This window comes from Bradyrhizobium forestalis (assembly GCF_002795245.1).
In the GTDB taxonomy this organism is placed as follows: Bacteria; Pseudomonadota; Alphaproteobacteria; order Rhizobiales; family Xanthobacteraceae; genus Bradyrhizobium; species Bradyrhizobium forestalis.
On sequence record NZ_PGVG01000003.1, the window covers coordinates 125,913 to 150,937 of the forward strand.

Sequence of the window (25,025 nt, forward strand, 5' to 3'; positions counted from 1 at the left end):
ATACCATTTGCTTGCAAATGGGCTCGGTTTCACTTGCCCTTTGCCAATGAACAGCTGGCATCACGGCATTACTGGGAGGACTTCATGGATCGCAGGACCGTATTGAAGGGACTGGCCGGCGCGGGCGGTCTGGCGTTGACGGGTGGCCTGTCGGCCCCGGCGATCGGCCAGGGTGCGGCGGCACGCACCCTGCGTTTCGTGCCTCAGGCCAATCTCGCCAATTTCGACCCGATCTGGGGCACGCAATATGTCGTGCGCAATGCGGCCGCGATGGTCTGGGACACGCTTTACGGCATCGACGCACAGCTTCAGCCGCAGCGGCAGATGGTCGAGTCCGAGGAAGTGACCGACGATGGCACGACCTGGACGTTCAAGCTGCGGCCGGGCCTCAAGTTCCATGACGGCGAGCCGGTGCGGAGCAAGGACGTCGTCGCGAGCCTGACGCGTTGGGCGGCGCGCGATCCGATGGGGCTGATGATCAAGGCGCTGCAGCAGGAGTTGACCGCCGTCGACGACCGCACCTTCAAATGGGTGCTCAAGCAGCCCTTCCCGAAGATGCTCTACGCGCTGGCCAAGAACAACTCGCCGTGCGGCTTCATCATGCCGGAGCGCATCGCGCAGACCGATCCGTTCAAGCAGATCACCGACTATGTCGGCTCCGGGCCGATGAAGTTTGCCAAGGGCGAATGGGTGCCGGGCGCGAAGGCGGTGTTCGAGAAGTTCACCGACTACGTGCCGCGGCAGGAGAAGGCATCCTGGCTCGCGGGCGGCAAGCAGATCCTGGTCGATCGCGTGGAATGGATCGTGATGCCGGATCCGGCCACCGCAGCCGCCGCGTTGCAGAACGGCGAGGTCGACTGGTGGGAGAGCCCGATCGCTGACCTCGTTCCAGTCCTGAAGAAGAACAAGAATATCAGCGTCGACATCGGCGATCCCCTCGGCAATATCGGCTCGTTCCGCATGAACCATCTGTTCGCGCCGTTCAACGACGTGCGGGCGCGGCGTGCGGTGCTGATGGCGCTCAGCCAGGAAGACTATATGCGCGCGATCGTCGGCGACGACACCGCGCTGTGGAAGCCGCTGCCCGGCTTCTTCACGCCGGATACGCCGCTCTACAGCGAAGTCGGCGGCGAGATCCTGAAGGGCAAGCGCGACTTCGATGCGGCCAAGAAGCTGCTCGCCGAGAGCGGCTATTCCGGCCAGCCGGTGACGTGCCTCGTGGCGCAGGACCAGCCGATCACGAAGGCGCAAGGTGACGTCACCGCGGACCTACTGAAGAAGCTTGGCATGAATGTCGACTTCGTCGCCACCGACTGGGGCACGGTCGGCTCCCGCCGCGCGCAGAAGACGCCGCCGGGACAAGGCGGTTGGAACATGTTCCACACCTGGCACGCGGGCGCGGACTGCATCAATCCCGCCCCCTACACCGCCATTCGCGCCAACGGCGACAAGGCCTGGTTCGGCTGGCCCAACAGCCCCGGCACCGAGAAGGAGGTCACGTCCTGGTTCGAGGCCAAGAACCTCGACGAGGAGAAGGCCGCCATCGGCCGCCTCAACAAGGCGGCGCTCGATGACGTCGTCTACGCGCCGACGGGCTTCTTCCTGAGCTACACCGCCTGGCGCAAGAACGTCTCCGGCATCACCAAGGGGCCGCTGCCGTTCTTCTGGGGCGTGTCGAAGTCTGCATGATCGTGCGCTGAGGCCAGATGCTCTCCTACATCCTCCGTCGCATCGTCGCGACCTTGCCAGTCATGGCGATCGTCGCGCTGTTCGTGTTCAGCCTGCTCTACATCGCGCCGGGTGATCCGGCCGTGGTGATCGCGGGCGACCAGGCGAGCCCGGAGGATGTGGAGCGCATCCGCCAAAGCCTCGGCCTCGACCGTCCGTTCCTGGTCCAGTTCGGAAGCTGGGTCTGGCGCATCCTGCATGGCGATCTCGGCACCTCGATCTTCACCAACCTGCCGGTCTCGGCGATGATCGGGCAGCGTCTCGGACCGACGCTGTCGCTGATGATCGTCACCCTGCTGCTCACGATCGTGGTGGCGGTGCCGCTCGGCGTGGTGGCGGCGTGGAAGGCCGGCAGCCTGATCGATCGCGTCATCATGGGCTTTGCCGTGTTCGGCTTCTCGCTACCCGTCTTCGTGGTGGGCTACATGCTCGCCTACATCTTCGCGCTCGAGCTGGAATGGCTGCCGGTGCAGGGCTATACGCCGCTCACGCAAGGTTTCTGGCCGTGGCTCGAGAACCTGATCCTGCCGGCGGTTGCGCTCGGCTGCGTCTACATCGCGCTGGTGGCGCGCATCACGCGGGCGGCCATGCTCGAAGTGCTGCAGCAGGACTACATCCGCACCGCCAAGGCCAAGGGACTCGGGCAGGGCGGCATCCTGTTCATTCACGCGCTGAAGAACGCGGCGGTACCGATCGTCACCGTGATCGGGATCGGCATCGCGCTCCTGATCGGCGGCGCGGTCGTCACCGAGAGCGTGTTCGCGATCCCTGGCCTCGGCCGTCTCACGATCGATGCGATCCTGCGCCGCGACTACCCGGTGATCCAGGGCATCGTGCTGCTGTTCAGCTTCGTCTACGTCCTCGTCAATCTGATGATCGACGTCGTCTACACGCTCGTTGACCCGAGGATCCGCTATTGACCGATACGACCCTCAACCCGCAATCGCTTCCCGCCGGCCTCGTCCTCGCGCCGCAATTGCCGGAGATCCTCCGGCCGGTCAGGATACGGCGTGGCTTCATCGGTCTGTTGCGCGGCCATCCGACGGTCGCCATCGGCGGCGCGCTGCTGCTGACGCTCGTGCTGATCGCAGTCTTTGCACCTCATCTCGGAACGGTCGATCCGACCGCGCTCGCGCCCGCCAAGCGCACACGGGCGCCGTCGGCCGATTTCTGGTTCGGCACCGACGTGCTCGGCCGCGACATCTATTCACGCGTGTTGTTTGGTGCGCGGGTCTCGCTCACGGTCGGCCTGTCGGTCGCGATCTTCGCGTCGGCGGCGGGCCTTGCCATCGGCATGGTCTCCGGGTTCATCCGCTGGGCCGACGGCATCCTGATGCGGTTCATGGACGGCTTGATGTCGCTCCCGCCGATCCTGCTGGCGATCGCGCTGATGGCGCTGACGCGCGGCAGCGTCGGCAACGTCATCCTGGCCATTACCGTCGCCGAGATACCGCGCGTCTCGCGCCTCGTGCGCAGCGTGGTGCTGTCGCTGCGCGAGCAGCCCTATGTGGACGCGGCGGTTGCCTGCGGCACGCGCACGCCGATGATCATTTTGCGCCACATCCTGCCCAACACGGTGGCGCCGATGCTGGTGCAGGCAACCTATATCTGCGCCAGCGCCATGATCACCGAGGCGATCCTGTCCTTCATCGGCGCCGGGACGCCACCGACCATTCCGTCCTGGGGCAACATCATGGCCGAGGGCCGGGCGCTGTGGCAGGTCAAGCCCTACATCGTGTTTTTCCCGGCGGCGTTCCTGTCCGTCACTGTGCTCGCCGTGAATTTGCTCGGCGACGGCCTTCGCGATGCGCTCGACCCGCGCATGGCCAAGAGCCTCTGATGGATCGAGGCTGATCGCGATGGCGCTGCTCGAAGTCGAGAACCTCCAGACCCATTTCCGCACACCCGGCGGCATCAATCGCGCGGTCGATGGGGTGTCCTTTCATGTCAACGAGGGCGAGACGCTGGCCATCGTCGGCGAGTCCGGCTGCGGCAAGTCGGTGACGTCGATGTCGCTGATGCGGCTGATCCCGGAGCCGCCGGGCAGGATCGCCGGCGCGATCCGCTTTGCCGGCAGGGACCTGCTGCAACTGTCCGATCGCGAGATGCGCGCCATCCGCGGCAACGACATCTCGATGATCTTCCAGGAGCCGATGACCAGCCTCAACCCGGTCCTTACCGTCGGCCGCCAGATCCGCGAGACCTTGATGATCCATCAGGGCCTCGACAAGCACGCCGCCGAAGCGCACGCGATCGAGATGCTGACGCTGGTCGGCATTCCAGAGCCGAAGCGGCGCGTGCGCGAATATCCGCACCAGCTCTCCGGCGGTATGCGCCAGCGCGTCATGATCGCCGTCGCGCTGGCCTGTAATCCAAAACTGCTGATCGCCGACGAGCCGACCACGGCGCTCGACGTGACCATCCAGGCGCAGATCCTGAAGCTGATGCTGGATCTGAAGCGCCGGGTCGGCGCCGCCATCATCCTGATCACCCACGATCTCGGTGTCGTCGCCGAAATCGCCGAACGCGTCATGGTGATGTATGCCGGCCGCAAGGTCGAGGAGGCGCCTGTCGCCGAGCTGTTCCGTTCGCCGCGCCATCCCTATACGCAAGGCCTGCTTGGCGCGGTGCCGAAGCTCGGCTCCTCGCTCGCCGGGACCGCAACGCGGCTCGCCGAGATTCCGGGTCAAGTGCCTGACCTACGCAAGCCCATTGTCGGCTGCGTCTTCGCCGGCCGCTGTGCGCTGGCGACCGATCTCTGCCGCCAATATGCGCCGGGGCTCGAAGAGAAGGGCCCGCGCCACGTCGCCGCCTGTCATTACGCCGCCAAGGGAGCCGTCGCGGCATGAGCCCTCCGCTGCTCCAGGTCAACGACCTCAAGAAGCATTTTCCGGTCAAGACCGGCCTGTTCGGCCGCAAGTCCGAATTCGTCTATGCGGTGGACGGCGTCTCCTTCGAGATCGCGCGCGGCGAGACGCTGTCGCTGGTTGGGGAGTCCGGTTGCGGCAAGTCGACAGTCGGCCGCGCCATCCTGCGGCTGTTCGACATCACCGCAGGCCAGGTGATCCTCGACGGCCAGCGCATCGACGATGCCGCACCAAGCACGATGCGCCAGATGCGCCGCCGCGTGCAGGTGGTGTTCCAGGATCCGTTCTCCAGCCTCAATCCGCGCATGCGCGTGCGCGATATTCTCGCCGAGCCGATCCGCAATTTCGGCCTCGCCAAATCCGCAGAAGATCTCGAGGTTCGCGTCACCGCACTGATGGACACCGTGCGTCTGCCGCGTGAGGCGCTGAACCGCAGGCCGCACGAGTTCTCCGGCGGCCAGCGCCAGCGCATCGGTATCGCGCGGGCGCTTGCGGCCGAGCCCGAGCTGATCGTGTGCGACGAGGCGGTCTCCGCGCTCGACGTCTCGGTCAAGGCGCAGATCGTCAATCTGTTGCAGGATCTCCAGCGCGAGTTCGGCCTCGCGCTGCTGTTCATCAGCCACGACCTCGCCATCGTCGAGCACATGACCCATCGCGTCGCGGTGATGTATCTCGGCAAGATCGTCGAGGTGGCGCCGCGCCGCGAGATCTTTGCCGCGCCAAGGCATCCCTACACCAAGGCGCTGCTCTCGGCGGTGCCGCTGCCGGAGCCCGGAGCCCAGCGCAATCCCATCATTCTCAGGGGCGACGTGCCGAGCCCGATCAACCCGCCGAAGGGCTGCCGCTTCCACACCCGTTGCCCGTTCGTCTTCGACCGCTGCCGGACGGAGGAGCCGACGCTGCGCTCGACCGGAGCCGAGCAGTGGGTGGCCTGTCACCTCGAGGAGCCGCCGTAGGGGCTTTAGCCTTGCCGGCGCAGGAAGCCCGTGATCGTGACCTTGTCCCAGATGCCGGCCGCGGCAAAGGGATCGGCGCGGTTGAAGGCCTCGACCTCGGCGCGGCCCGGTGCCTCGATCAGGAACAGGCTGCCGATCATCGTCTGGCCGTCGTCGGAGACCAGCGGCCCCGACATCACGATCTTGACGCCGAAGCGCGAGGTGTCGCTGAGGAAAGCCTTGTGGGCATCGTAATTGGCAAGCCGCGTCGGCAGCGCGCCGGTGCGGTCGAGGGCGTGAATGGCGAACAGCATGGTAACTCCGTTTCTTGGGACGGCCGCGAGCTGCGGCCGTCCGGACTTGACGTGATCGGGTGATCTACTTCGCGCCGAGCTTGCCGGCCTCCTCGAAGGTCGGGCAGGTCCGCCGCTCCAGCGGCACGTCGAACGGCCCGTAATTGTCCTTGGTGATGACGGTCGGCTTCAGCACGATCTCGCTGATAACAGGCTGATTGCGCAAGGAGCGGATCGCCATCATGGTGCCGAGGCAGCCTTGCGCAAAACCGTTGTAGTCGCCGCTCGCGAGCAGCTTGCCGGACTTGATCGCGTCGATCGCCTCCTTGGTGCCGTTGATGCCGATCACCTGGGCCTTGCGATTGGCGCCGTCGAGCGCCTCGATCGCGCCGACCGCCATGGCATCGTTGGCGGCGAGCACACCGTCGATCTGCGAATTCGACTGCATCAGGTTCTCCATGACCTGGAGCGCCTGGAGCCGCTGATAGTTGCCCGGCTGCGAGGCCAGCAGCTTGGCGCCGGGGGTCTCCTTCAGCGCGTCGTTGAAGCCGCGGACGCGGTCGACATTGGTCAGCGAGCCCTTGACGCCCTCGATGATGACGATGTTGCCCTTGCCGCCCAATGTCTTGAGCAGGAAGCGCGCGGTCTCCAGCCCAAGGCTGTAATCGTCGGCGCCGACGAAGGAGAGGAACTTGCCGCCGGCTGAGCGGTCGGTGATGTTGACGACGGGGATCTTGGCTTCGTTGATCTTCTCGACGCCCGGCACCATCGCCTTGTAGTCGACGGGTGTGAAGACAATGGCGCTCGGCTTCTTCACCACGACGTCCTCGATCTGGCTGAGCTGCTCGGGGATCGAGTCCGGCTTGGTCGGGATGTATTGCAGCGTCTTGGCGTTCAGCGTCTTCGCCATGTTGTCGGCGCCGACCCGCACCGTCTGGAAGAACGGGTTGGTCTGGTTCTTGGTGAAGACGGCGATGGTCTCGCCATCGGCACGCGCCCCAGTGCTGAACACAGCCGCGATCAGCAGCGGCAGCGCCAGATAGCCAAGTCTTTGTTTCATATTGCCTCCATCCCTCGTTTTGCTTGTTGGAACTCTAAGTGCTCATTGCGCGCGGCGGCGGGTCTTCATGTCGAGCCAGACCGCGAGAATGACGATGATGCCGGTGACGAGCGGCTGCCAATTGGCGCTGACCGACAAGAGGTTCATGCCGTTCAGCACCAGCGTCAGGATCAGCGCGCCGATGAAGGTGCCGAACACGGTGCCGACGCCGCCGAACAGCGAGGTGCCGCCGATCAGCACGGCCGCGATCGCCGGCAGCGTCAGGCTTTCACCGATGTCGGCCTCGGCCGAATTGAGCCGTGACAGGAAGATGATCGAGGCGAGCCCCGCCATGGTGCCGGAGACCGCGTAGACCAGCAGCAGGCGCCGCGCGACCGGGATGCCGGAGAGCCGCGCTGCGACCGGATTGGCACCGATCGCATAGATCTCCTGGCCCCAGATCGTGCGCTGCGCGAAGAACGTCCCGATCCCGAGGAACACCAGCAGCAGATAGACCGGGATCGGCAGGCCGAACAGATAGCCGCTGCCGATCTGGCGGAAGCCGGCCGGGAAGCCGTGAAGGGTCTCGCCCGCCATGTACCAATAGGTGAGGCCGTTCAGCACCCAGAGCATGCCGTAGGTGGCGATGAAGGAGGGGATGCGCAGCGCGGTGACCATGATGCCGTTGAGGAGGCCGACGATGCCGCCGCAGGCAAGCCCGGTGAGGATGCCGAGTGCCGGCGAGCCGGTCTTGTGGATCACGGTGCCGGCAATACAAGCGGACAGTGCGACATTGGCGCCAACCGAGAGATCGAGTCCGGCGGTCAGCACCACTAGCGTCAGGCCGGAGGCGATGAAGAAGGTCAGGCTCGCCTGCCTCAGCACGTTGAGGATGTTGCCGAGGCTCAGGAAGGAATCGCTGAGCACGGCGAGCACCGCGCAGATCAAGAGCGCCGCGAGCAGGCGATAGAACAGCTGGATCGCGTCCTGCGACAGGAACGAGCGGGGCGGCGCAATGATTTCCTTGCTGATATCGGTCATGCGCGGCTCCTGAGGCCGTCGAGGAACAGTGCGACGATGACGAGCACGCCGACGCTGGCGACCTGCACCGAGGACGGCAGCGAGATCAGGTTCAGCCCGTTGCGGAGCACGCCGACGGAGAGGACGCCGAGCAAGGTGCCAAGCAGCCAGCCATTGCCGCGCTCGAACGAGGTGCCGCCGACGGCGACGGCGGCGATCGCATCGAATTCGAGACCGAGGCCGGCGGTGGGATGGCCGGAGTTCATCCGCGCGGTCATCAACAGGCCGGCGATGCCGGCCATGGCGCCGCCGATCGCGTAGACCGCGATCAAGAGCCGGTTCGGCGACAGGCCGGCATAGCGCAGCGCCTCGCGGTTGCCGCCGAGTGCGAAGATGTAGGTGCCGAAGCGGGTGTGATAGAGCAGGCCGTGAAAGGCCGCATAGGTCACCAGCGCCATCACGATCGGAACGGGTACACCGAGAAGTGTCGCCGAGTAGATGTCGCGCACGCTGTGGGGAATGCCGACCACGCTCTGGCCGTCGCTGACGATCAGCGACAGGCCCTGCGCCATGCCGAGCGTGCCGAGCGTCGCGACGAAGGGGGGAATGCCGAGGATGGCGACCAGCCAGCCATTGGCGACGCCGAAGGCCGCGCCGACCAGCAGGCCGGCACCCAAACCCAGCAACATCGATTTCGTGGCGAGCGACACAATGGCGACGCAGAGCGAGGTGAGGGTCAGCACCGCGCCCATCGACAAGTCCAGCCCCTCGGTCATGATGATCAGGGTCATCGGCAGCGCGAGCATGGTCAGGATGGTCGACTGCACCAGCACGTTGGAGAGGTTGGCGACCGACAGGAAGCCGGGCGCGATCACGCTGAACAGCGCGATCAGCAGCACCAGGACGATGGCAACGCCGGGAATGCGTTGCAATGGATTGGGTTGAGCGACGACCGCGGCCTCACGCATGATGCATCCCCAGTCGCACGATGTTCTCCTCGGTCAATTCGTTGTGCGTCAGGTGCCCGGCGATGCGCCCCTCGCGCATCACATAGGCGCGGTCGCAGACATGGCAGATCTCGACCTGCTCGGACGAGATCATCAGGGCCGCCGCACCTTCGGCCACGAGGCGGTCGATCAGGGCAAAGATCTCCGACTTGGCGCCGATATCGATTCCCCGTGTCGGCTCGTCGAAGATGAAGAGTTTTGAGCCGGCCGCCAGCCATTTGCCGATCACCACTTTCTGCTGGTTGCCGCCGGAGAGCAGGCCGACGGTCTGCCGTGCACTCGGTGTTGCGATCCTCAACTGGCGGATCAGGGCATCCGACGTACGCTGCGCACTGCGCTGGTCGAACAGCCCGCTCGGGAACAGCTTTCGCAGCGCTGACACGACGAGATTGTCGCTCACCGAGCGCAGCAGGGCGAGGCCTTCGCTTTTGCGGCTCTCCGGGATCAGCGCGATGCCGCGGCGGGCGGCGAGGTCCGGCTCGCCGGAAATGCTCTTGCCGTCGAAGATGATCTCGCCCGACGTCACGGGATCAGCGCCGAAGATGGCGCGCGCGACCTCGCTGCGACCGGAGCCGACCAGGCCGCAGAGGCCGACGATCTCGCCCCGGCGCACCTCGATGTTGATGTCGGAGATACCGGTTGGGGCCGCTAGGCCCTTGACCTCGAGCAGCACGTCCCCGGGCTTGTCGGCGAAATGGCGCGGATAGGTCATGTCGACGTTGCGGCCGACCATCATGCGCACCAGCTGGTCCGGCGTGACGTCGGCGGGCCGGACACCATCGATGCGGCGGCCGTCGCGCAGCACGGTGATGCGGTCGCCGAGTGCGAACACTTCGGCCATTCGGTGGGAGATGTAGACGATGGAAACGCCATCGGCCTTCAGCCGCGCAATCAGCGCGAACAGCAGCTCGGTCTCGCGGTCGGACAGCGCCGCCGTCGGCTCGTCCATGACGAGGATGCGGGCGTTCTGGCTGATCGCCTTCGCGATCTCGACCATCTGCTGCTGGGCGACGCCGAGCTTGTCGACGGTGGTGGAGGGATCGATATCGAAGCCGATGGTGTCGAGCACGCGCCTGGCGTCGGCCAATATCCTGCGGCGGTCGATGGTGCCGGGGATGCGGCCCTTCGGCTCGCGCCCTAAGAAGATGTTCTGGGCGATGTCGAGATAGGGGACCAGCGAGAATTCCTGGAAGATCACGGCAATGCCGAGCTTCTGCGCATCCGCGGTCGAGGAGATCGCGACCCTTTCGCCGTTGTAATAGAACTCCCCGGCATCGGCGCGGTAGGCACCGCAGAGCACCTTCATCAAGCTCGACTTGCCTGCGCCGTTCTCGCCCAGCAGCATATGGACTTCGCCGGGGTAGACGGCAAAGGACACGTCATCCAGCGCCTTGACGCCGGGAAACTCCTTGCTGATGCCACGTAGCTCGAACAGCGGGGTGGGCGAGGTGACCTCGATCGGGAGCGCGTCGCTCATGCCTTGGCTCCCTTCGCAAAGATCTTGCCGGGATTCATCAGTCCGTTCGGGTCTAGCGCTGTCTTGATCGATCGCATCACATCCACGGCCTCGCCGAGCTCATCGGCGAGATAATCGATCTTTCCGAGCCCGATGCCATGCTCGCCGGTGCAGGTGCCGTCCATGGCGATGGCGCGGGCGACCATGCGGGCCTGCAGCGCCTTGGCGCCTTCGGCCTCGTCGGGCTTCGCCGGGTCGATCAGGATCAGCATGTGGAAATTGCCGTCGCCGACATGGCCGACGATCGGTGCGATAAAGCCGTGCGCATCCGCGTCGCGCCGCGTCTCGGTCAGGCATTCTGCCAGCCGCGAGATCGGCACGCAGACATCGGTGATGACAGCGCGTGCGCCGGGCCGGAGGCCGAGGCCGGCATAGAGCGTGTTGTCGCGGGCGTGCCAGAGCCGGCTGCGGTCTTCCGCTGCCTTGGCCCAGGCAAAGCCATGGCCGCCATGCTCGGCGGCGATCGCCTGCGCTGCCTCGGCCTGTTCGGCGACCGAGGACTCGGAGCCATGGAATTCGAAGAACAAAGTGGGCGCCTCGCGATAGCCGAGCTTTGCGTAGGCATTGATGCCGCGCATCATGACGTCGTCGACGAGCTCGATGCGCGCCACGGGGATCGCCGACTGGATCACGGAGATCGCGGTATCGACGGCGTCGTGCAGTGTGTCGAAGCTGCAGACGGCCGCCGAGATTGCCTGCGGCACGGGATGCACCTTCAGCGTGATCTCGGTGATGACGCCAAGCGTTCCCTCGGCGCCGACGAACATGCGTGTCAGGTCGTAGCCGGCGGCCGATTTGCGCGCACGCTTTCCGGTGCGGATCACGCGGCCGTCGGCCAGCACCACCTCCAGCGCCATGACGTTGTCCTTCATGGTGCCGTAGCGCACGGCCATGGTGCCGGAGGCGCGCGTCGAGGTCATGCCGCCGATCGAGGCATCGGCGCCGGGGTCGATCGGGAAGAACAGGCCGGTGTTGCGCAGCTCCGCATTGAGCTGCTTGCGCGTGATGCCGGGCTGCACCACGACATCCATGTCGCTGTCGTGCACGCTGAGCACCTTGTTCATGCGCGCGAAGTCGAAGCAGACGCCGCCCGCGACCGCGGCCGCATTGCCTTCGAGCGAGGTGCCGGCGCCGAACGGGATGATCGGCATGCCCGCGCTCGCGCACAGCTTCACGATCTCGGCCACTTCCTGCGTCGTCTCGGGAAAGACGACGATGTCGGGCGGCAGGCTCCGGTAGTACGACTCGCTCTGCCCATGCTGATCGAGCACGCCGCGCGCAACGCTCGCGCGCGGGCCGATCATGCCGGTGAGGCGATCGGCCAATATGCTCGTGCTGACCCGCGGTCCCATCCTTGCTCCCTGTCTGCCCCCGATCGCGGACTCTTGCCGGTCCGCTGCGTTGTCGTTCGGCTTAGGCGGCTCTTGCGCTGCTCGCAACCTGCTTCAGGCCGAAATCGTAGTTGAGATGAAAATAGTCGTTCTCCACCATGCGACCATCCGGCGCACGGCCGGCGGGATGTCTGGTGAATTCGCGGATCAGGCTGTCCTTGACGCCGAACACCACGTCGCTGTCGAGATACTGATCGCCGGCAACGAACACGTGAGTCACGAGCTGCTCGAAGCCGGGCGCAGAGATCATGAAATGCACATGGGCGGGACGCCAGGGATGGCGTCCCTGCGCCTCCAGCATGTCGCCGACCGGGCCGTCATGCGGAATGGGGTAAGCGGCGGGCTTGATCGACCAGAAATGGAAACGGCCATTGGCATCGGTGTGGAAGCGGGCGCGCATCGCGAGATCGCCGATGGCGTCGAGCTGCTGCACGTCATAATAGCCGTCGTCGTCGGAATGCCAGACGTCGACGATGGCGCCCGCCAGCGGCTTGCCGTCCACCGTCGAGACCGAGCCGGTGACCAGCATCGGATCGCCTTCCATCGGGCCGGAGATGTCCGCGCCGCTATCCTTCTCCGGCGCGGCCTGGACGAAGAACGGGCCGAGCACCGTGGTCTCGGTCGCGCCCTCCGGCACCGGGTGATTGATGGCATCGACCAGCATGGAAACGCCGAGCGTGTCCGACAGCAGGATGAATTCCTGGCGCTTGTCGTCGCACATGTGCCCGGTGCGGGTCAGGAAATCGATGCCATATTCCCATTCCCTCTGGGTCGGCCGCACCTCGCGCACGAAGGCATGAAGGTGGCGCACCAGCGCCTCGCTGACCTCTTTGATTCGCGGATCGGTTGCGCCCGCGATCCGCTCCAGCACCGCGTCCGTGATCGTGTTCTCGTTGAAGTTACGCATGGGTGCCTCCGTTGATCACAGCTTCGGTTCGCCGAGGCCGGACAGCCGTTCCAGATGCTTGACGGTCGCGATGAAGTCGGCCTCGCCGTCGCCTTGCGCGACCAGCGAGCCATAGGTCTCGCGCACTTGGGCCGCGAGCTGAAGCGGTACGCCGACCGCGTGGCCGGCCCCCAGGATCAGATCGAGATCCTTGGCCATCTGCTTGCAGGAGAAGGTGGACTCGAAATCCCGCGTGCGCAGCGGTGCGGTCTTGTACTTCACCATCGGCGACGCCACGGCGCTGTCGTCTAGCACCTTCAAGATGTCGTGCCAGGCGATGCCACCCTTGCGCGCCAGCGCCAGGCTCTCCGCCATCATCGCCGCCGACACCGCGATCATCAGATTGACCGAGAGCTTTGCGTAGCGCGCTTCCTCGGCGGGCCCAAGATAGGTCTGCGCGCGGGTGAAGGCGGCGAACAGCGGCTTTGCGCTTTCAAAGGCGTCCTTCGGTCCCGACACGAAGCAGGTCAGCGCGCCCGTGTGCACGATGCTGGCATTGCCGGACACCGGCGAGCGAAGATAGGCAATGCCGCGTGCCTGCGCTGCGGCCGCAACTTCGGTCGAAGCTTCGACGCTCACGGTGCTGGTCTCGATCAAGACAACTCCGGGCGTCATCGCGGCGATGAGGCCGGTAGGACCGAGCAGCGCGCCGCGCAGGGCTGCGTCATCGGGCAGGGACGTGACGACTGCCGCCTTGCCGCTCACGGCCTCGCCCGGCGATGCGGCAATCGCAATACCTTGCGCACGTGCCTCGTTGATCCGCGCCGTGCTCTGGTCGAACGCGGTGACGGCAAAACCAGCCTTGGCGACGAGCACCGACATCGGCAGACCCATCTTGCCGATCCCAATGAAAGCAACATTCTTCGCAGCGTTTGTCATTGTTGTTGTCCGTTGGCGCCCTCAGGCGGCGCGTCCCTGTCGTTCGATGTCTTGCACCAGCCGCCGGCCGGATTGTGCCAGCAGCTCCTTTTTTGTCTCCAGTCCTTCGACCAGCAGCCGCCCATTCCGCTTCTTCCACGCGCCGCCGATCATGACGGCTTCGATATTGGCAAGGCTCGTCTGCATCACGACGGTCGCGACGGGATCGTGCACCGGGACGAGGTTCAGGTCGGAGGCGTTGATGATGACGAGGTCGGCCAGCTTGCCCGGCGTCAGCGAGCCGATCTGGTGTTCGCGGCCGAGCATGCGGGCGCCCTCGGTCGTGATCCAGCGCAGCGCCTCGCGGACGGGAATCGTGGTCGTCGCCGGAATAGTCCCGCTGGCTTGTCGCGACTCGGCATTGTCGAGCGCCCGCTGCATCGACAGCGCGACACGGGCGGCGGAGAGAAGATCGCCGGCCAGGACGGATTCCAGGTCGATGCCGATCGTCGGCCGCACGCCGCGCTTCAGGAGCCGCCCGGTGATCGGAAAACCGTGGCCCTGGATCATCTCGTTCTCGGGCGTCACTGAGAAGGACACGCCGAGATCGATCAGCCGGTCGAGCAGTTCATCGGGCAGATCATTGCCATGAACGATGTTGATGCCGGCACCGACAAGCCCGGCCTCGATCAGCTTCTCCCAACCACCAGGCGTCTTGGCCGGGCCGCCGCCTTGGTGCATCGAAGCGATCAGCTTGAGCTCCCGCGCCAGGCGGAAATCGTGCATGGCGACGTCGAGCGTCGAATAGTGCGGACCGAGGATGGCGAGCCCGAGCGTGACGAGCCCGTCGCGGTCGGCGAGGGGGCCTGCCAGCAGCCGCTCGACCTCGCGGCGCGGATGCGGCACTTCCGAGAAATGCGGTTCGCCCGGCTTCGGCTCCGGTTTGGGTGAGCCGTGGAAGAATGCGGCGCGAATGCCGCTCTCGATCAGGCCGCGGACGGCAGCGTCGGTGTGATCGGGCGTCGGATTGTTGTGGCACCAGTCGACCAGCGTGGTGGTGCCGCAATTGATCTGGTTCAGCGCGCCGACCAGCGTCGCGATATAGATGTCCTCGGGCCGGAACACGGTGGCAAGGCCCGCATGCATGCGGCGGAAATATTCGAGCAGCGTCCAGTTCGCGGCAAAGCCGCGCAAGCCAGTCTGCCAGGTGTGCATATGCGCGTTGATCAGACCGGGGATGACGATGCGGCCCGCGCCGTCGACGATCTCGGTCTCGGCGGCGCCGCTGCCGAGGTCGATCGACGGGCGCACGTCGACGATGCGATTGCCCTCGACCAGCAGGTCGCCGGTGCCGAAATCGCCAATCGCGTCATCCATGCTGATGACGATGGCGGATTTGATCAGGGTGCGCCGCATCGCCTCACGCCGCCGCTTTGATGGCGCCCGGCGGCTCGCCGGCCCAGGCGCGTGCAATCAGGTCGCGGATGGCGTTTCGCTCAAGCGGACGCGGATTCCAGTAGGCATTGGTGACGGCGAGGTCGGCCGCCTTGTCGATGCCACTCTCGGGCATGCCGATATCGCGCAGCGCAAGCTTTGCACCCAGCCGCTTCGCAAGGTCGTACAGCCCTTGCGATGCGTCGGCGGCGCCGATCGCCCGGGAGATGCGCGCCATTGCATCGGGCACGGCCGGAGCATTGTAGGCCAGCGCGTGCGGCAGCACGATGGTGTGCGTTTCGGCGTGCGGCAGGTCAAAAGTGCCGCCGAGCGTGTGACAGAGCTTGTGATGCAGCGCCATGCCGACGGTGCCGAGGCAGACGCCACACAGCCAGGCGCCGTAGAGCGCTTCGGTGCGGGCCTCGCGGTCTTCGCTTTTCGCGGCGATGGCGGGCAGGGCGCGCGCCAGCGCGCGGATGCCTTCCTCAGCCATCAGCGATGTCACCGGATTGGCGTCGCGCGCATACAGCGCTTCCACCGCATGCGCGATCGCGTTGATGCCTGATGTCGCGGCGAGGCTCGCCGGCAGAGTCAGGGTGAGATCGACATCGTAAATCACCGTCTCGGGTAGTATCGCCGCGTCGCGCACCGTGGTCTTCAGGCCGTTCTCGGTCTGGCCGACGATCGGCGTCATCTCCGAGCCGGCATAGGTGGTGGGGATGCAGAGCTGGTTGACGCCGGTGCGCAAGGCCAAAGCCTTGCCGAGTCCCGTGGTCGAGCCACCGCCGAGCGACACGACACAGTCGGCCCCGCATGCCTTCATCGCGGCGAGCGCCCGTTTCGTGACCTCGACCGGCGTGTGCATGGTGGCGCCTGGAAAGATGCCGGCATAGAGCGGCCCGAGCGCTGTCCCAAGGCTCTTGCCTTGCGCCTCCTGCTGCGGCGTCGTCAGCACCAGCGCGCGCTTGCCGCCGAGACGCTCGACCTCGGCCTTGGCGGAGGCAAGCGTTCCGCTGCCGAACACGACGCGGCAGGGCAGGTTTTCAAAGGTGAACGAACCGATCATGCGCCGGTCTCTTTGATGGGATAATCGACCTGGAAGCGCCCGATCCGCAAGTCGCCCAGCGCCTCGCGCACGCGCAGATGTTCCGGGTGGTTGGCATAGGCGGCAAGCGCCGCCTGGTCCTTGAATTCGGAGAACAGCACCACGTCGCAGGCGTAGTCGACAGCGCTGACGTCCATGCCGACCTCGATATGGGTGAGGCCGTCAATCCGGCCCTTGAGGCCCTCGAACAGGGTCTTGACCTTCACGCGGGCGGCGGAGCGCTCCGCAGGCGTCTCCCCGCGCAGCCGCCACATCACGATGTGCCTGATCGGGCCCGACATTTCCTGATTTCCTCGCCTGCTACGGTGTTTGTTGGCGGCATTTTGCCTTGCAGAAATCGGAAATAAAGGTCAAAATTTGTAAGTCTCTTTTCCTCATTCTGCAAAAATGGACCGGCTGCTCCAACTCGAGGTCTTCTCTAAAACCGCTGAACTCGGCAGCCTTTCCAAAGCTGCCGAAATCCTGCGGATGTCGAACGCGGCCGCGAGCCGTCATCTCAGTGCGCTGGAGGACCGGCTTGCGGTCCGGCTGATCGAGCGCAACACGCGCCGGCAATGGCTGACCGAAGCAGGGCAGGAGCTCCTGCAGCGTTGCAGCCCGCTCTTGAACGAGCTCGCCGAGGCCGAGGACGCCGTCTCCGATCGCGCGCTGTCGCCCAAAGGCATGCTGCGCGTCACGAGCTCGCTGTCCTTCGCGATGATCTACCTCGCGCCGATGCTGCCCGCCTTCCGCGCGCTCTATCCCAATCTCAGCGTGCAGATCATCAGCGCAAACCGCTACCCTGATTTTATCGAAGCCGGCATCGACGTTGCGATTCGCACGCGGGAGCACGAGCCGGATTCCAACATCATCGTCCGTCGCATCGGCCAGATGCATCGCGTGCTCGCGGCCGCTCCCTCCTATCTGGAGAAGCACGGCCGGCCGGAGCATCCCGCCGATCTCGCCCGGCATAACATGCTGATCTACAATCTCGCCAATGATCCGTATTCGCTGCGGCTGAGCAAGGGCGGCACGACGCAGACGGTTCGGATCGCGCCGACGCTCGACAGCAATGACGGCCAGATCATCTGTGGTGCAGCGCGCGCGGGGCTCGGAATCCTGATCCAGCCGCTCTACATCGTCCAGGGCGATATCGCGGCCGGCCGGCTGGTGCCCGTCCTGAGGGACTGGCAGCTGCCGTTGCTGACCATGAACATCGCCTATCAAAACCGCGTCAGGTTGCCGGCCAAGATCAGGGTCTTTTCGGACTTCCTGGTCAGCCACATCCGCGAGCATTCGGAACCGGGAATCTGGATCGACGCAGCGAAATAATCGGGAAGCATCCATGTATCTCGGCATCGATCTCGGCACCTCGGCGGTCAAGACCGTTCTGGTCGACGATGCGCAGTGCGTGATTGCAAGCGAGAGCCGGCCGCTCGCAACCGCCTCGCCATTTCCTGGCTATCACGAGCAGGCCCCCGCGCAGTGGATCGATGCGACCTTTGCCACGCTGGATGCCCTGAAGGCGTCGCATGGAAAAGAGTTGGCGGCGGTCGAAGGCATTGGACTGTCCGGCCAGATGCATGGCGCCACGCTGCTCGATGCGAGCGGAAAGCCGCTGCGGCCCTGCATCCTCTGGAACGACGGACGCTCCGCCGCCGAGTGTCGTGTCCTGGAGCGGCGTTGGCCTGCCTTGCGTGCGGTGACGGGCAACAAGGCGATGCCGGGATTCACCGCGCCAAAGCTGCTCTGGATCGCGACGCACGAGCCTGAGATCTTTGCGGCAGTGGGGCTCGTTCTGCTCCCGAAGGCCTATCTGCGCCTGGTGCTATCAGGCGAGGCCATCGAGGATGTCTCGGACGCATCGGGATCGCTGTGGCTCGACGCCGCGCGCCGGGACTGGTCGGATGCTGCATTGGCCGCGACCGGCCTGTCGCGCGATCACATGCCGCGCCTGGTCGAGGGATGCGCGCCCGCAACAACGTTGCGCAGCGAGCTTGCACAGCGCTGGGGCATGGCCAGGCCGCCGGTGATCGCGGGCGGTGCCGGCGACAATCCGGCCGGTGCCGTCGGCATTGGCGCGATCCGGCCGGGAACCGCGTTCATATCGCTGGGAACTTCCGGTGCCCTGCTGGCGCCGACCAACAGAATAGCCGCCAACCCCGATCGCGTCGTACACACGTTCTGCCACGCCATTCCGGCGATGTGGATTCAAGCCGGCGCGATCCTCTCGGCCGCCTCGTGCCTGGCCTGGGCCGCGCGCCTGTTCGGCGTTGCCGAGACCGAGTTGCTGGCGCCGCTTGGCTCGCGCCCGCAGGCACCGTCGCCGGTGAGCTTCCTGCCGTATCTCGCGGGCGAGCGGACGCCGCACGATGATCCCGCCGTGCGCGGCATGCTCGACGGTCTGAGCCACGGCACCGATCGCGGGACGATCGTGCAGGCTGTGCTCGAAGGCGTTGCCTTCGCGCTCGCCGATTGCCGCGACGCGCTCGCCGATGCCGGCATTGCGATTGCGGAAGCCGATGTCATTGGCGGCGGTTCACGGTCCCGGTTCTGGCTCGCGGTGCTGGCCAACGTGCTGAACGTTCCGGTCCATCGCTTTGCCGGAGGTGAAACCGGTGCAGCATTCGGTGCGGCAAGATTGGGGCGGCTTGCTGTCACGCGTGAGGCAATCGGTGACGTATGCACGCGGCCGCAGCGCATCGAAACGTTCGAGCCCGACGCTGCACTGGTCGATGCCTACGCCGAACGGCTTCCCGCCTGGCGCGAACTGTATCGGCCGCGCCACTAGCTGGCTCAATCTGGTTTGCATACTTCGGTATACTCGCCTTCGGTATTGCCCTGCGTCACCCGCTTTTGTTTAATGACCAAACCGCGCTGACAAGAAGCTTGAGACGCGGGTGGGAAACGCATTGTGCGCCGGGAGGCACGATGAACGATCCGATCCTCGAGATGCGCGGGGTCTCAAAATCCTTCTTCGGCATCAAGGCGCTGCGGGCCGTCGATCTCACCGTCTATGCCGGCGAAATTCATGCCCTGATGGGCGAGAACGGCGCCGGCAAGTCGACGCTGATGAAGATCCTGTCCGGCGCTTACAGGCCTGATCCCGGCGGCGAGATCCGCATCGAGGGCAGGGCGGTGCGGATCGAAGGCCCGCTCGGCGGCCGCGCTGCGGGCATCTCCATCATTTATCAGGAGCTGTCGCTCGCTCCCAATCTCACTGTGGCCGAGAATATCTATCTCGGCCGGGAAATATCGCGATCGGGTCTGCTGGCGCGCGGGACGATGCGCGAGGGTGTCGGCCCCATTTTGACGAGACTGGGCGCGGACTTCCTGCCATCCACACTGGTGGCGAATCTGTCCATGGGCCAACGACAACTGGTCGAGATCGCGCGTGCGCTGCACGCCAGATCAAAGATCCTGATCATGGACGAGCCGACCACGTCGTTGTCGGCTGCCGAAAGCGAGCGGCTGTTCGCGCTGATCCGCCAGCTTCGTGCCGAGGGGCTTGCCATCATCTACATCTCGCATCGCATGGACGAGGTCTACGCGCTCGGCGACCGCGTCACTGTGCTGCGCGACGGCCGGCTGGTCGGCTCGCTCGACAAGCCGGACATCCGCGCCGACACCATCGTCCGGCTGATGGTCGGGCGCGACGTCTCCTCGTTCTACAAGAAGGATCACGATCCGGAGGCGGGGCGGGGGCACCCCGTGCTCGCAGCGATCGACATGGCCGATGGCCAGCGCGTCAAGGGCTGCTCGCTCACCGTGCATGCAGGCGAGGTGGTCGGGCTCGCCGGCCTGATCGGCGCCGGCCGCACCGAGCTTGCGCATCTCATCATCGGTGCGACGCCCAAAACCTCCGGCCGGCTCGAGCTGGAGGGTCGTCCGGTCGATATCCGCACGCCGGGCGAGGCGCTCGAGGCCGGCATCGCCTATCTGACGGAAGACAGGAAGGCGCTCGGCCTGTTTCTCGACATGTCGTGCCTGGACAACATCAATCTCGCCGTGCTCGGGCGCGATGCGAAGCTCGGCTGGGTGCTGGATCGCGACAAGGCGCGCGAGCGCGCCGACCGGGCGTTCGCAGGGCTCAGCATCCGCGCCGCCAATGTTGGCGTCCCCGCCGGTGGTCTCTCCGGCGGCAACCAGCAGAAGGTGCTGCTGTCGCGCCTTCTCGCCATTGCGCCCAAGGTCCTGATCCTCGATGAGCCGACGCGCGGCGTCGACGTCGGCGCCAAGTCCGAGATCTATTCGATCGTCGACAATCTGGCCAAGGCCGGCACCGCGATCCTCGTCATCTCGTCCGATCTGCCCGAGATCATCGGCATCTGCGACCGCGTCGTCGTGATGCGTAGCGGGCACATCGCCGGCGAGGTCACTCGCGGCCCGAATTCGCCGTTGAACCAGGAAGACATCATGACGCTAGCTACGGGGACGGAACATCTCGATGCCTGACAATGCTGCTTCGGAGGCCAAGCCCGCTGTGACGACGACCAACGGCGCTGCCGCGGAGACGAGGCGCCAGCGGATGAGGGTGCTGATCAGCGCGCTTGGCATGCTGCCGGTGCTGCTGATCCTCTGCATCGGCTTCCACGTGTTGTCCGAGGGCCGCTTCTTCACCGGCCAAAATCTCGGCATCGTGCTGCAGCAGGCCGCGGTGAACACGGTGCTCGCCGCAGGCATGACCTTCGTCATCCTTACCGGCGGCATCGACCTCTCGGTCGGCTCGATCCTGGCGGCGTCCGCGATGGCCGGACTGACGCTCTCCAAGCTGCCGGAGCTCGGGATGCTGTGGCTGCCGGCCGCGCTGCTCACGGGCCTTGGCTTCGGCGTCGTCAACGGCGCGCTGATTGCGCTCTTGCGCCTGCCGCCTTTCATCGTCACGCTCGGCTCTCTCACCGCGGTGCGCGGTTTGGCGCGACTGCTCGGGGCCGACACCACCGTGTTCAATCCATCCATTCCCTATGCCTTCATCGGCAATGGCTCGCTGACGCTGGTTCCCGGCGTGGCCTCGATCCCGTGGCTCTCGGTGATCGCCTTGCTCGTCATCCTCGTCTCGTGGCTGGTGCTGCGCCGGACCGTGCTCGGCGTGCACATCTATGCGGTGGGCGGCAATGAGAGCGCGGCACGGCTTGCCGGCATCAAGGTCTGGGCTGTGCTGATCTTCGTCTACGGCGTCTCCGGGCTTTTCGCCGGGCTCGGCGGCGCCATGCAGGCGGCGCGGCTCTATGCGGCCAACGGCCTCCAGCTCGGCCAGTCCTACGAGCTCGACGCCATCACCGCCGTGATCCTCGGCGGCACCTCGTTCGTCGGCGGCATCGGCTCGATCTGGGGTACCCTGGTCGGCGCGCTGATCATCGCCGTGCTGTCGAACGGCCTCATCCTCATCGGTGTGTCCGACATCTGGCAATATGTGATCAAGGGCCTCGTGATCATCGGCGCCGTGGCGCTGGATCGTTACCGGCTGCAAGGTTCGGCCAGAACGTGAAAGTTTCCGGTGCGGCCACTGGTCTGCCGTGCCCGACATGAAGACAGACCAGGGAGGAAGCCAATGTTGAAGACGATCATGCTCGCCGGCGCCGCGATGGCGCTTGCCTTAAGCACCGCGCCATCCTTTGCCAAGGAGCTCAAGTCGATCGGCGTCTCGCTGGGATCGATGGGTAACCCGTTCTTCGTTGCGCTCTCGAAGGGGGCCGAGTTCGAGGCCAAGAAGACCAACCCCAACGTGAAGATCACGGCGGTCGGTTTCGAATACGATCTGGGCAAGCAGGTTACCCAGATCGACAACTTCATTGCCGCCGGCGTCGACCTGATCCTGCTCAACCCCGGCGATCCCAAGGCGATCGGGCCGGCGATCAAGAAGGCGCAAGGCGCGGGCATCGTCGTCGTCGCCGTCGACACCGCGGCCGAAGGCGCCGACGCCACCGTGACCACGAACAACGTGCAGGCCGGCGAGATCTCCTGCCAGTACATCGTCGACAAGCTGGGCGGCAAGGGTGACGTCATCATCGAGAACGGGCCGCAGGTCTCCGCCGTGATCGATCGCGTCGTCGGCTGCAAGAACGTGTTCGCGAAAAATGCCGGCATCAAGGTGTTGTCCAGCGACCAGGACGGCAAGGGCTCGCGCGAAGGCGGTCTCACCGTCGCGCAGGGCTATCTGACCCGCTTCCCCAAGATCGACGCCATCTTCGCCATCAACGATCCGCAGGCGATCGGCACCGACCTTGCGGCGCGCCAGCAGAGCCGCAGCGGCATCGTGATCACAGCGGTCGACGGCGCGCCTGATATCGAGGCCGCGCTGAAAGATCCGCAGTCGCCGCAGATCCAGGCCTCGGCGTCGCAGGACCCGTTCTTCATGGCGCGGCGGGCCGTGCAGGTCGGTGTCGGCATTCTCAACGGCCAGAAGCCGGCCTCGACCGTCGAGCTCCTGCCGTCCAAGCTCGTGACCAGGGACAACGTCGCCGAGTACAAGGGCTGGACCTCGGATCGCTCCCAGTAAGTCGCGGTCCGCCAGGGCGCGCGAAACACGAGACGACAGGCGGCGTTTTGATCGACGCCGCCCGCCGCCAACGCAGGTGCGCTGATCGGCCGTTCGAGCGCGGCGGGCTGCCCGTTGTGCTAGCCTCGCACGATCTCGATCGGTCGACTCGGAAAGCAAATCTCGTGAAATCCAGGACATCCGGCACCGCGTGGCGGCATGCCAATATCGGCCGCCTGCTCAACAACGCCGTGCGGCGCTTCGAAGGCCGCGTGCTCGAATTGATGAGCGAAAAGGGGCACGACGAGACGCGCATTGCCCATGTCAGTCTGACCCGCAATCTCGACGTGGAGGGGACGCGGCTCACCGAGCTCGCCCGCCGGGCGTCCATGAGCAAGCAGGCGATGGGCGAGCTGGTCGATCAATGCGCCGAGCTCGGTCTCGTCGACCGCATCGCCGATCCGACCGACCGGCGCGCGCGCATCGTCATGTTCACCCCGGCCGGGCGAAAATGGCTGGATGCGTTCCGCGATGCCGTCGACATCGCCGAGCAGGAGATGCGCGCGGAGCTCGGCAAGACGACGATGGACGCGATCCTGAAGGGGCTCGCGGTCTATGGCGCGAAGTTCGACACGCTCGATAACACCAATTAGTCAGGTGACTTGACGATATCGTCAGGCAACCTTACCATGCAAGATAATGCTGGTAGGGAGAAGCGTCTTGGAAACACGTCTGACGGCCGCCGTGCTCATCGTGGGCGGGGGGCCCTGCGGGCTGATGCTGGCCAACGAGCTCGGCCGGCGCGGCGTGTCCGCGATCCTGGTCGATGAAAAGCCGGGCACGGCATTCAATCCGCAAGCCAATGCGACGCAGGCGCGCTCGATGGAGCACTATCGGCGGCTGGGATTTGCGGACGAGATCAGGCGGGAAGGTCTGCCGGCAGACTACCCAACCGACGTTGCCTATTTCACGCGCTATACCGCTTACGAGCTGGCGCGCTTTGCATTGCCGTCATCGTCGCGCGCGGGCGAACTGATTAGGGGCATGTCGGGCTCCTGGAGCGCGGCGGAGCTGCCGCATCGGGTCTCGCAGAAATATGTGGAGGCCGTGCTGCGCCGTCACGCCGAACGGCTCGCCGGAATCAAGCTCAACTACGGTCACCGGCTGATCGGCTACACCGAAAGCGATGACGGCGTCGTTGGCGAGATCGAACGCCTCGACGATGGCAGCTGCTTTCAGGTCCGGGCCGACTTCCTGGTCGGCGCTGACGGGCCGCGCTCGATGGTTCGCCAATCGCTGGGGATCAACTACGGCGGCGAGACGGGAACGCAGCGTGACTTCATGGGCGGCCGCATGCTGGCGGTCTATCTTCGTTCACCTGAGTTCTACGCCAGCGTCCCGCACGCCAAGGCGTGGATGTACAATTGCTTCAACGGCGACCGCCGCGCTTTCATGGCATCGGTGAACGGACGCGACGAATTCGCGTTCCACACGCAGCTTAGGCCGGGCGAAGACGAGAGTGCGATCACGGTCAACGAGGCCAAAGCTGCATTCCAGCGCGCCTGCGGCGCGCAGATCGATTGCGAGGTGTTGTCGTTCCTGACCTGGACCGCCGGTCACGCGCTGGTGGCGAACGGCATGCAGCGGGGCAGGGTGTTCCTCGGCGGCGATGCGGCGCACCTGTTCACGCCGACCGGCGGGCTCGGCTACAACACTGCGATCGAGGATGCGGTCAATCTCGGCTGGAAGCTCGCAAGCGTCGTCAAGGGCACGAGCCCGGCGGCACTGCTCGACAGCTACGAGGTCGAGCGGCGTCCGGTGGCGCTCCGCAACACCGATTATGCGCGGCGCTTTGCCGACTCCCTCGGTCTGTTCGCGCCCGCGCCGGAGATCGAGGACGCCACGGACGAGGGCCACGAGGCGCGGCGGATCGCGGGCATCTACCTTGATCAGCATGCCCGTGCCGAGTTCAACATCCCCGGCGTCACCTTTGGCGGGCGCTACGACGGCTCGCCGATCATCGTCTCCGATGGCAGCCAGCCGCCGCCGGATGCTGCGAACGTCTACATCCCGAGTGCCTCTCCCGGCGGCCGCGCACCGCATGCGTGGCTGGACGACGGCGTGTCCCTGTACGACCTGTTCGGATTCGAATGGACGTTGCTTCAGTTCAGCGAGGTGGCGTCGGCTCGCGCGGCGGTCACCGATGCCGTCCACAAGCTCGGCGTCGACGTGAAGCTCGTCACGCTACCGGCATCCTTGCGCGACCTCTATGAGGCAGACCTCGCCTTGATACGCCCCGACCAGATCGTGGCCTGGCGCGGCAGCGCGCCCCAGGCCGGGACGATCGGACGCGTCCTTGCCCGCGCGCTCGGACACGGCGCGAGCGACGGCGCGCGTCTGGCAAGCTGAACGATTTCCGCCGCCGCACT

General features: G+C 65.7%; 23 protein-coding genes. 12 read left to right on the top strand and 11 right to left on the bottom strand.

Features of this window, described 5'->3' with window-relative positions; all coding sequences use genetic code 11:
- The first annotated feature begins 84 nt into the window (after positions 1 to 84).
- Genes CVM73_RS04980 through CVM73_RS05000 form a run of 5 tightly spaced genes read left to right on the top strand, consistent with a single transcriptional unit; the run spans position 85 to position 5,551 of the window.
- A complete protein-coding gene (locus tag CVM73_RS04980) occupies positions 85 to 1,689 on the top strand; it encodes an ABC transporter substrate-binding protein (RefSeq protein WP_100230896.1) in 1,605 nt (534 codons plus the stop codon).
- A 17-nt stretch (positions 1,690 to 1,706) separates the two neighbouring features.
- Positions 1,707 to 2,648, top strand: coding sequence for an ABC transporter permease (locus tag CVM73_RS04985; RefSeq protein WP_100230897.1), 942 nt, complete (start codon positions 1,707 to 1,709; stop codon positions 2,646 to 2,648).
- Entirely contained in the window at positions 2,645 to 3,568 is a 924-nt protein-coding gene (locus CVM73_RS04990) for an ABC transporter permease (protein ID WP_100230898.1), read from the top strand. Before CVM73_RS04985 ends, CVM73_RS04990 begins: the two co-directional genes overlap by 4 nt.
- A 19-nt stretch (positions 3,569 to 3,587) precedes the next feature.
- Positions 3,588 to 4,577: an ABC transporter ATP-binding protein gene (locus CVM73_RS04995; RefSeq protein WP_167406639.1), complete on the top strand. Its 990-nt coding sequence runs from the start codon at positions 3,588 to 3,590 to the stop codon at positions 4,575 to 4,577.
- Complete coding sequence (locus CVM73_RS05000) at positions 4,574 to 5,551, top strand: ABC transporter ATP-binding protein (protein ID WP_100230900.1); 978 nt, start codon at positions 4,574 to 4,576, stop codon at positions 5,549 to 5,551. Before CVM73_RS04995 ends, CVM73_RS05000 begins: the two co-directional genes overlap by 4 nt.
- Before the next feature lie 5 nt (positions 5,552 to 5,556).
- Here CVM73_RS05000 and CVM73_RS05005 read toward each other — a convergent pair whose 3' ends face one another.
- From CVM73_RS05005 to CVM73_RS05055, 11 genes are all read right to left on the bottom strand, one after another.
- Entirely contained in the window at positions 5,557 to 5,844 is a 288-nt protein-coding gene (locus tag CVM73_RS05005; RefSeq protein ID WP_100230901.1) for a YciI family protein, read from the bottom strand.
- 64 nt (positions 5,845 to 5,908) lie between these two features.
- A complete protein-coding gene (locus CVM73_RS05010) occupies positions 5,909 to 6,883 on the bottom strand; it encodes a sugar ABC transporter substrate-binding protein (protein ID WP_100230902.1) in 975 nt (324 codons plus the stop codon).
- Positions 6,884 to 6,925: 42 nt separating this feature from the next.
- Positions 6,926 to 7,903 (bottom strand): ABC transporter permease, encoded by a 978-nt coding sequence (locus CVM73_RS05015; RefSeq protein WP_100230903.1) that lies wholly within the window; start codon positions 7,901 to 7,903, stop codon positions 6,926 to 6,928.
- Positions 7,900 to 8,850 carry an ABC transporter permease gene (locus CVM73_RS05020; RefSeq protein WP_100230904.1) on the bottom strand — a complete coding sequence of 317 codons (951 nt, stop codon included), beginning with the start codon at positions 8,848 to 8,850 and terminating at the stop codon, positions 7,900 to 7,902. The genes CVM73_RS05015 and CVM73_RS05020 overlap by 4 nt, the downstream gene beginning before the upstream one ends.
- On the bottom strand, positions 8,843 to 10,366 hold the full coding sequence (locus CVM73_RS05025; protein WP_100230905.1) for a sugar ABC transporter ATP-binding protein: 1,524 nt from the start codon (positions 10,364 to 10,366) through the stop codon (positions 8,843 to 8,845). Before CVM73_RS05025 ends, CVM73_RS05020 begins: the two co-directional genes overlap by 8 nt.
- Positions 10,363 to 11,757, bottom strand: coding sequence for an FAD-linked oxidase C-terminal domain-containing protein (locus tag CVM73_RS05030; protein ID WP_100230906.1), 1,395 nt, complete (start codon positions 11,755 to 11,757; stop codon positions 10,363 to 10,365). Before CVM73_RS05030 ends, CVM73_RS05025 begins: the two co-directional genes overlap by 4 nt.
- A 61-nt stretch (positions 11,758 to 11,818) precedes the next feature.
- A complete protein-coding gene (locus CVM73_RS05035) occupies positions 11,819 to 12,703 on the bottom strand; it encodes an intradiol ring-cleavage dioxygenase (RefSeq protein WP_100230907.1) in 885 nt (294 codons plus the stop codon).
- Positions 12,704 to 12,718: 15 nt separating this feature from the next.
- On the bottom strand, positions 12,719 to 13,621 hold the full coding sequence (locus tag CVM73_RS05040) for an NAD(P)-dependent oxidoreductase (protein ID WP_100230908.1): 903 nt from the start codon (positions 13,619 to 13,621) through the stop codon (positions 12,719 to 12,721).
- Between the two features lie 21 nt (positions 13,622 to 13,642).
- On the bottom strand, positions 13,643 to 15,016 hold the full coding sequence (locus tag CVM73_RS05045; RefSeq protein WP_100230909.1) for an amidohydrolase family protein: 1,374 nt from the start codon (positions 15,014 to 15,016) through the stop codon (positions 13,643 to 13,645).
- A 4-nt stretch (positions 15,017 to 15,020) separates the two neighbouring features.
- The gene (locus tag CVM73_RS05050) at positions 15,021 to 16,100 is read right to left on the bottom strand and encodes a maleylacetate reductase (protein WP_100230910.1); all 1,080 of its coding nucleotides are present in this window, start codon (positions 16,098 to 16,100) and stop codon (positions 15,021 to 15,023) included.
- A complete protein-coding gene (locus CVM73_RS05055) occupies positions 16,097 to 16,420 on the bottom strand; it encodes a Dabb family protein (RefSeq protein ID WP_100230911.1) in 324 nt (107 codons plus the stop codon). Before CVM73_RS05055 ends, CVM73_RS05050 begins: the two co-directional genes overlap by 4 nt.
- A 106-nt stretch (positions 16,421 to 16,526) precedes the next feature.
- Here CVM73_RS05055 and CVM73_RS05060 point away from each other — a divergent pair, with 106 nt between their 5' ends.
- From CVM73_RS05060 to CVM73_RS05090, 7 genes are all read left to right on the top strand, one after another.
- Positions 16,527 to 17,450, top strand: a complete 924-nt coding sequence (locus CVM73_RS05060) for a LysR family transcriptional regulator (protein ID WP_100230912.1) — start codon at positions 16,527 to 16,529, stop codon at positions 17,448 to 17,450.
- A 13-nt stretch (positions 17,451 to 17,463) separates the two neighbouring features.
- Positions 17,464 to 18,909, top strand: coding sequence for a xylulokinase (gene xylB, locus CVM73_RS05065; protein WP_100230913.1), 1,446 nt, complete (start codon positions 17,464 to 17,466; stop codon positions 18,907 to 18,909).
- A gap of 140 nt (positions 18,910 to 19,049) precedes the next feature.
- On the top strand, positions 19,050 to 20,573 hold the full coding sequence (locus CVM73_RS05070; protein WP_100230914.1) for a sugar ABC transporter ATP-binding protein: 1,524 nt from the start codon (positions 19,050 to 19,052) through the stop codon (positions 20,571 to 20,573).
- Positions 20,566 to 21,606 carry an ABC transporter permease subunit gene (locus CVM73_RS05075; protein ID WP_100230915.1) on the top strand — a complete coding sequence of 347 codons (1,041 nt, stop codon included), beginning with the start codon at positions 20,566 to 20,568 and terminating at the stop codon, positions 21,604 to 21,606. The genes CVM73_RS05070 and CVM73_RS05075 overlap by 8 nt, the downstream gene beginning before the upstream one ends.
- 63 nt (positions 21,607 to 21,669) lie before the next feature.
- Positions 21,670 to 22,617, top strand: a complete 948-nt coding sequence (locus CVM73_RS05080) for an ABC transporter substrate-binding protein (RefSeq protein ID WP_100230916.1) — start codon at positions 21,670 to 21,672, stop codon at positions 22,615 to 22,617.
- Positions 22,618 to 22,781: 164 nt separating this feature from the next.
- Entirely contained in the window at positions 22,782 to 23,249 is a 468-nt protein-coding gene (locus CVM73_RS05085) for a MarR family winged helix-turn-helix transcriptional regulator (protein WP_100230917.1), read from the top strand.
- Between the two features lie 46 nt (positions 23,250 to 23,295).
- A complete protein-coding gene (locus CVM73_RS05090) occupies positions 23,296 to 25,005 on the top strand; it encodes an FAD-dependent oxidoreductase (protein WP_100230918.1) in 1,710 nt (569 codons plus the stop codon).
- The last annotated feature ends 20 nt before the right edge of the window (positions 25,006 to 25,025 follow it).

Excerpts from the sequence above, each read along its gene's own strand:
- CVM73_RS05035 (WP_100230907.1), bottom strand. The coding sequence starts at position 12,703 with ATGCGTAACTTCAACGAGAACACGATCACGGACGCGGTGCTGGAGCGG.
- CVM73_RS05055 (WP_100230911.1), bottom strand. The coding sequence starts at position 16,420 with ATGTCGGGCCCGATCAGGCACATCGTGATGTGGCGGCTGCGCGGGGAG.
- CVM73_RS05045 (WP_100230909.1), bottom strand. The coding sequence starts at position 15,016 with ATGCGGCGCACCCTGATCAAATCCGCCATCGTCATCAGCATGGATGAC.
- CVM73_RS05015 (WP_100230903.1), bottom strand. The coding sequence starts at position 7,903 with ATGACCGATATCAGCAAGGAAATCATTGCGCCGCCCCGCTCGTTCCTG.
- CVM73_RS05060 (WP_100230912.1), top strand. The coding sequence starts at position 16,527 with ATGGACCGGCTGCTCCAACTCGAGGTCTTCTCTAAAACCGCTGAACTC.
- CVM73_RS05050 (WP_100230910.1), bottom strand. The coding sequence starts at position 16,100 with ATGATCGGTTCGTTCACCTTTGAAAACCTGCCCTGCCGCGTCGTGTTC.
- CVM73_RS05010 (WP_100230902.1), bottom strand. The coding sequence starts at position 6,883 with ATGAAACAAAGACTTGGCTATCTGGCGCTGCCGCTGCTGATCGCGGCT.
- CVM73_RS05090 (WP_100230918.1), top strand. The coding sequence starts at position 23,296 with ATGCTGGTAGGGAGAAGCGTCTTGGAAACACGTCTGACGGCCGCCGTG.
- CVM73_RS05070 (WP_100230914.1), top strand. The coding sequence starts at position 19,050 with ATGAACGATCCGATCCTCGAGATGCGCGGGGTCTCAAAATCCTTCTTC.
- CVM73_RS05040 (WP_100230908.1), bottom strand. The coding sequence starts at position 13,621 with ATGACAAACGCTGCGAAGAATGTTGCTTTCATTGGGATCGGCAAGATG.
- CVM73_RS05020 (WP_100230904.1), bottom strand. The coding sequence starts at position 8,850 with ATGCGTGAGGCCGCGGTCGTCGCTCAACCCAATCCATTGCAACGCATT.
- CVM73_RS05025 (WP_100230905.1), bottom strand. The coding sequence starts at position 10,366 with ATGAGCGACGCGCTCCCGATCGAGGTCACCTCGCCCACCCCGCTGTTC.
- xylB (WP_100230913.1), top strand. The coding sequence starts at position 17,464 with ATGTATCTCGGCATCGATCTCGGCACCTCGGCGGTCAAGACCGTTCTG.
- CVM73_RS04995 (WP_167406639.1), top strand. The coding sequence starts at position 3,588 with ATGGCGCTGCTCGAAGTCGAGAACCTCCAGACCCATTTCCGCACACCC.
- CVM73_RS05030 (WP_100230906.1), bottom strand. The coding sequence starts at position 11,757 with ATGGGACCGCGGGTCAGCACGAGCATATTGGCCGATCGCCTCACCGGC.
- CVM73_RS05075 (WP_100230915.1), top strand. The coding sequence starts at position 20,566 with ATGCCTGACAATGCTGCTTCGGAGGCCAAGCCCGCTGTGACGACGACC.
- CVM73_RS05005 (WP_100230901.1), bottom strand. The coding sequence starts at position 5,844 with ATGCTGTTCGCCATTCACGCCCTCGACCGCACCGGCGCGCTGCCGACG.
- CVM73_RS04985 (WP_100230897.1), top strand. The coding sequence starts at position 1,707 with ATGCTCTCCTACATCCTCCGTCGCATCGTCGCGACCTTGCCAGTCATG.
- CVM73_RS05080 (WP_100230916.1), top strand. The coding sequence starts at position 21,670 with ATGTTGAAGACGATCATGCTCGCCGGCGCCGCGATGGCGCTTGCCTTA.
- CVM73_RS05000 (WP_100230900.1), top strand. The coding sequence starts at position 4,574 with ATGAGCCCTCCGCTGCTCCAGGTCAACGACCTCAAGAAGCATTTTCCG.
- CVM73_RS04980 (WP_100230896.1), top strand. The coding sequence starts at position 85 with ATGGATCGCAGGACCGTATTGAAGGGACTGGCCGGCGCGGGCGGTCTG.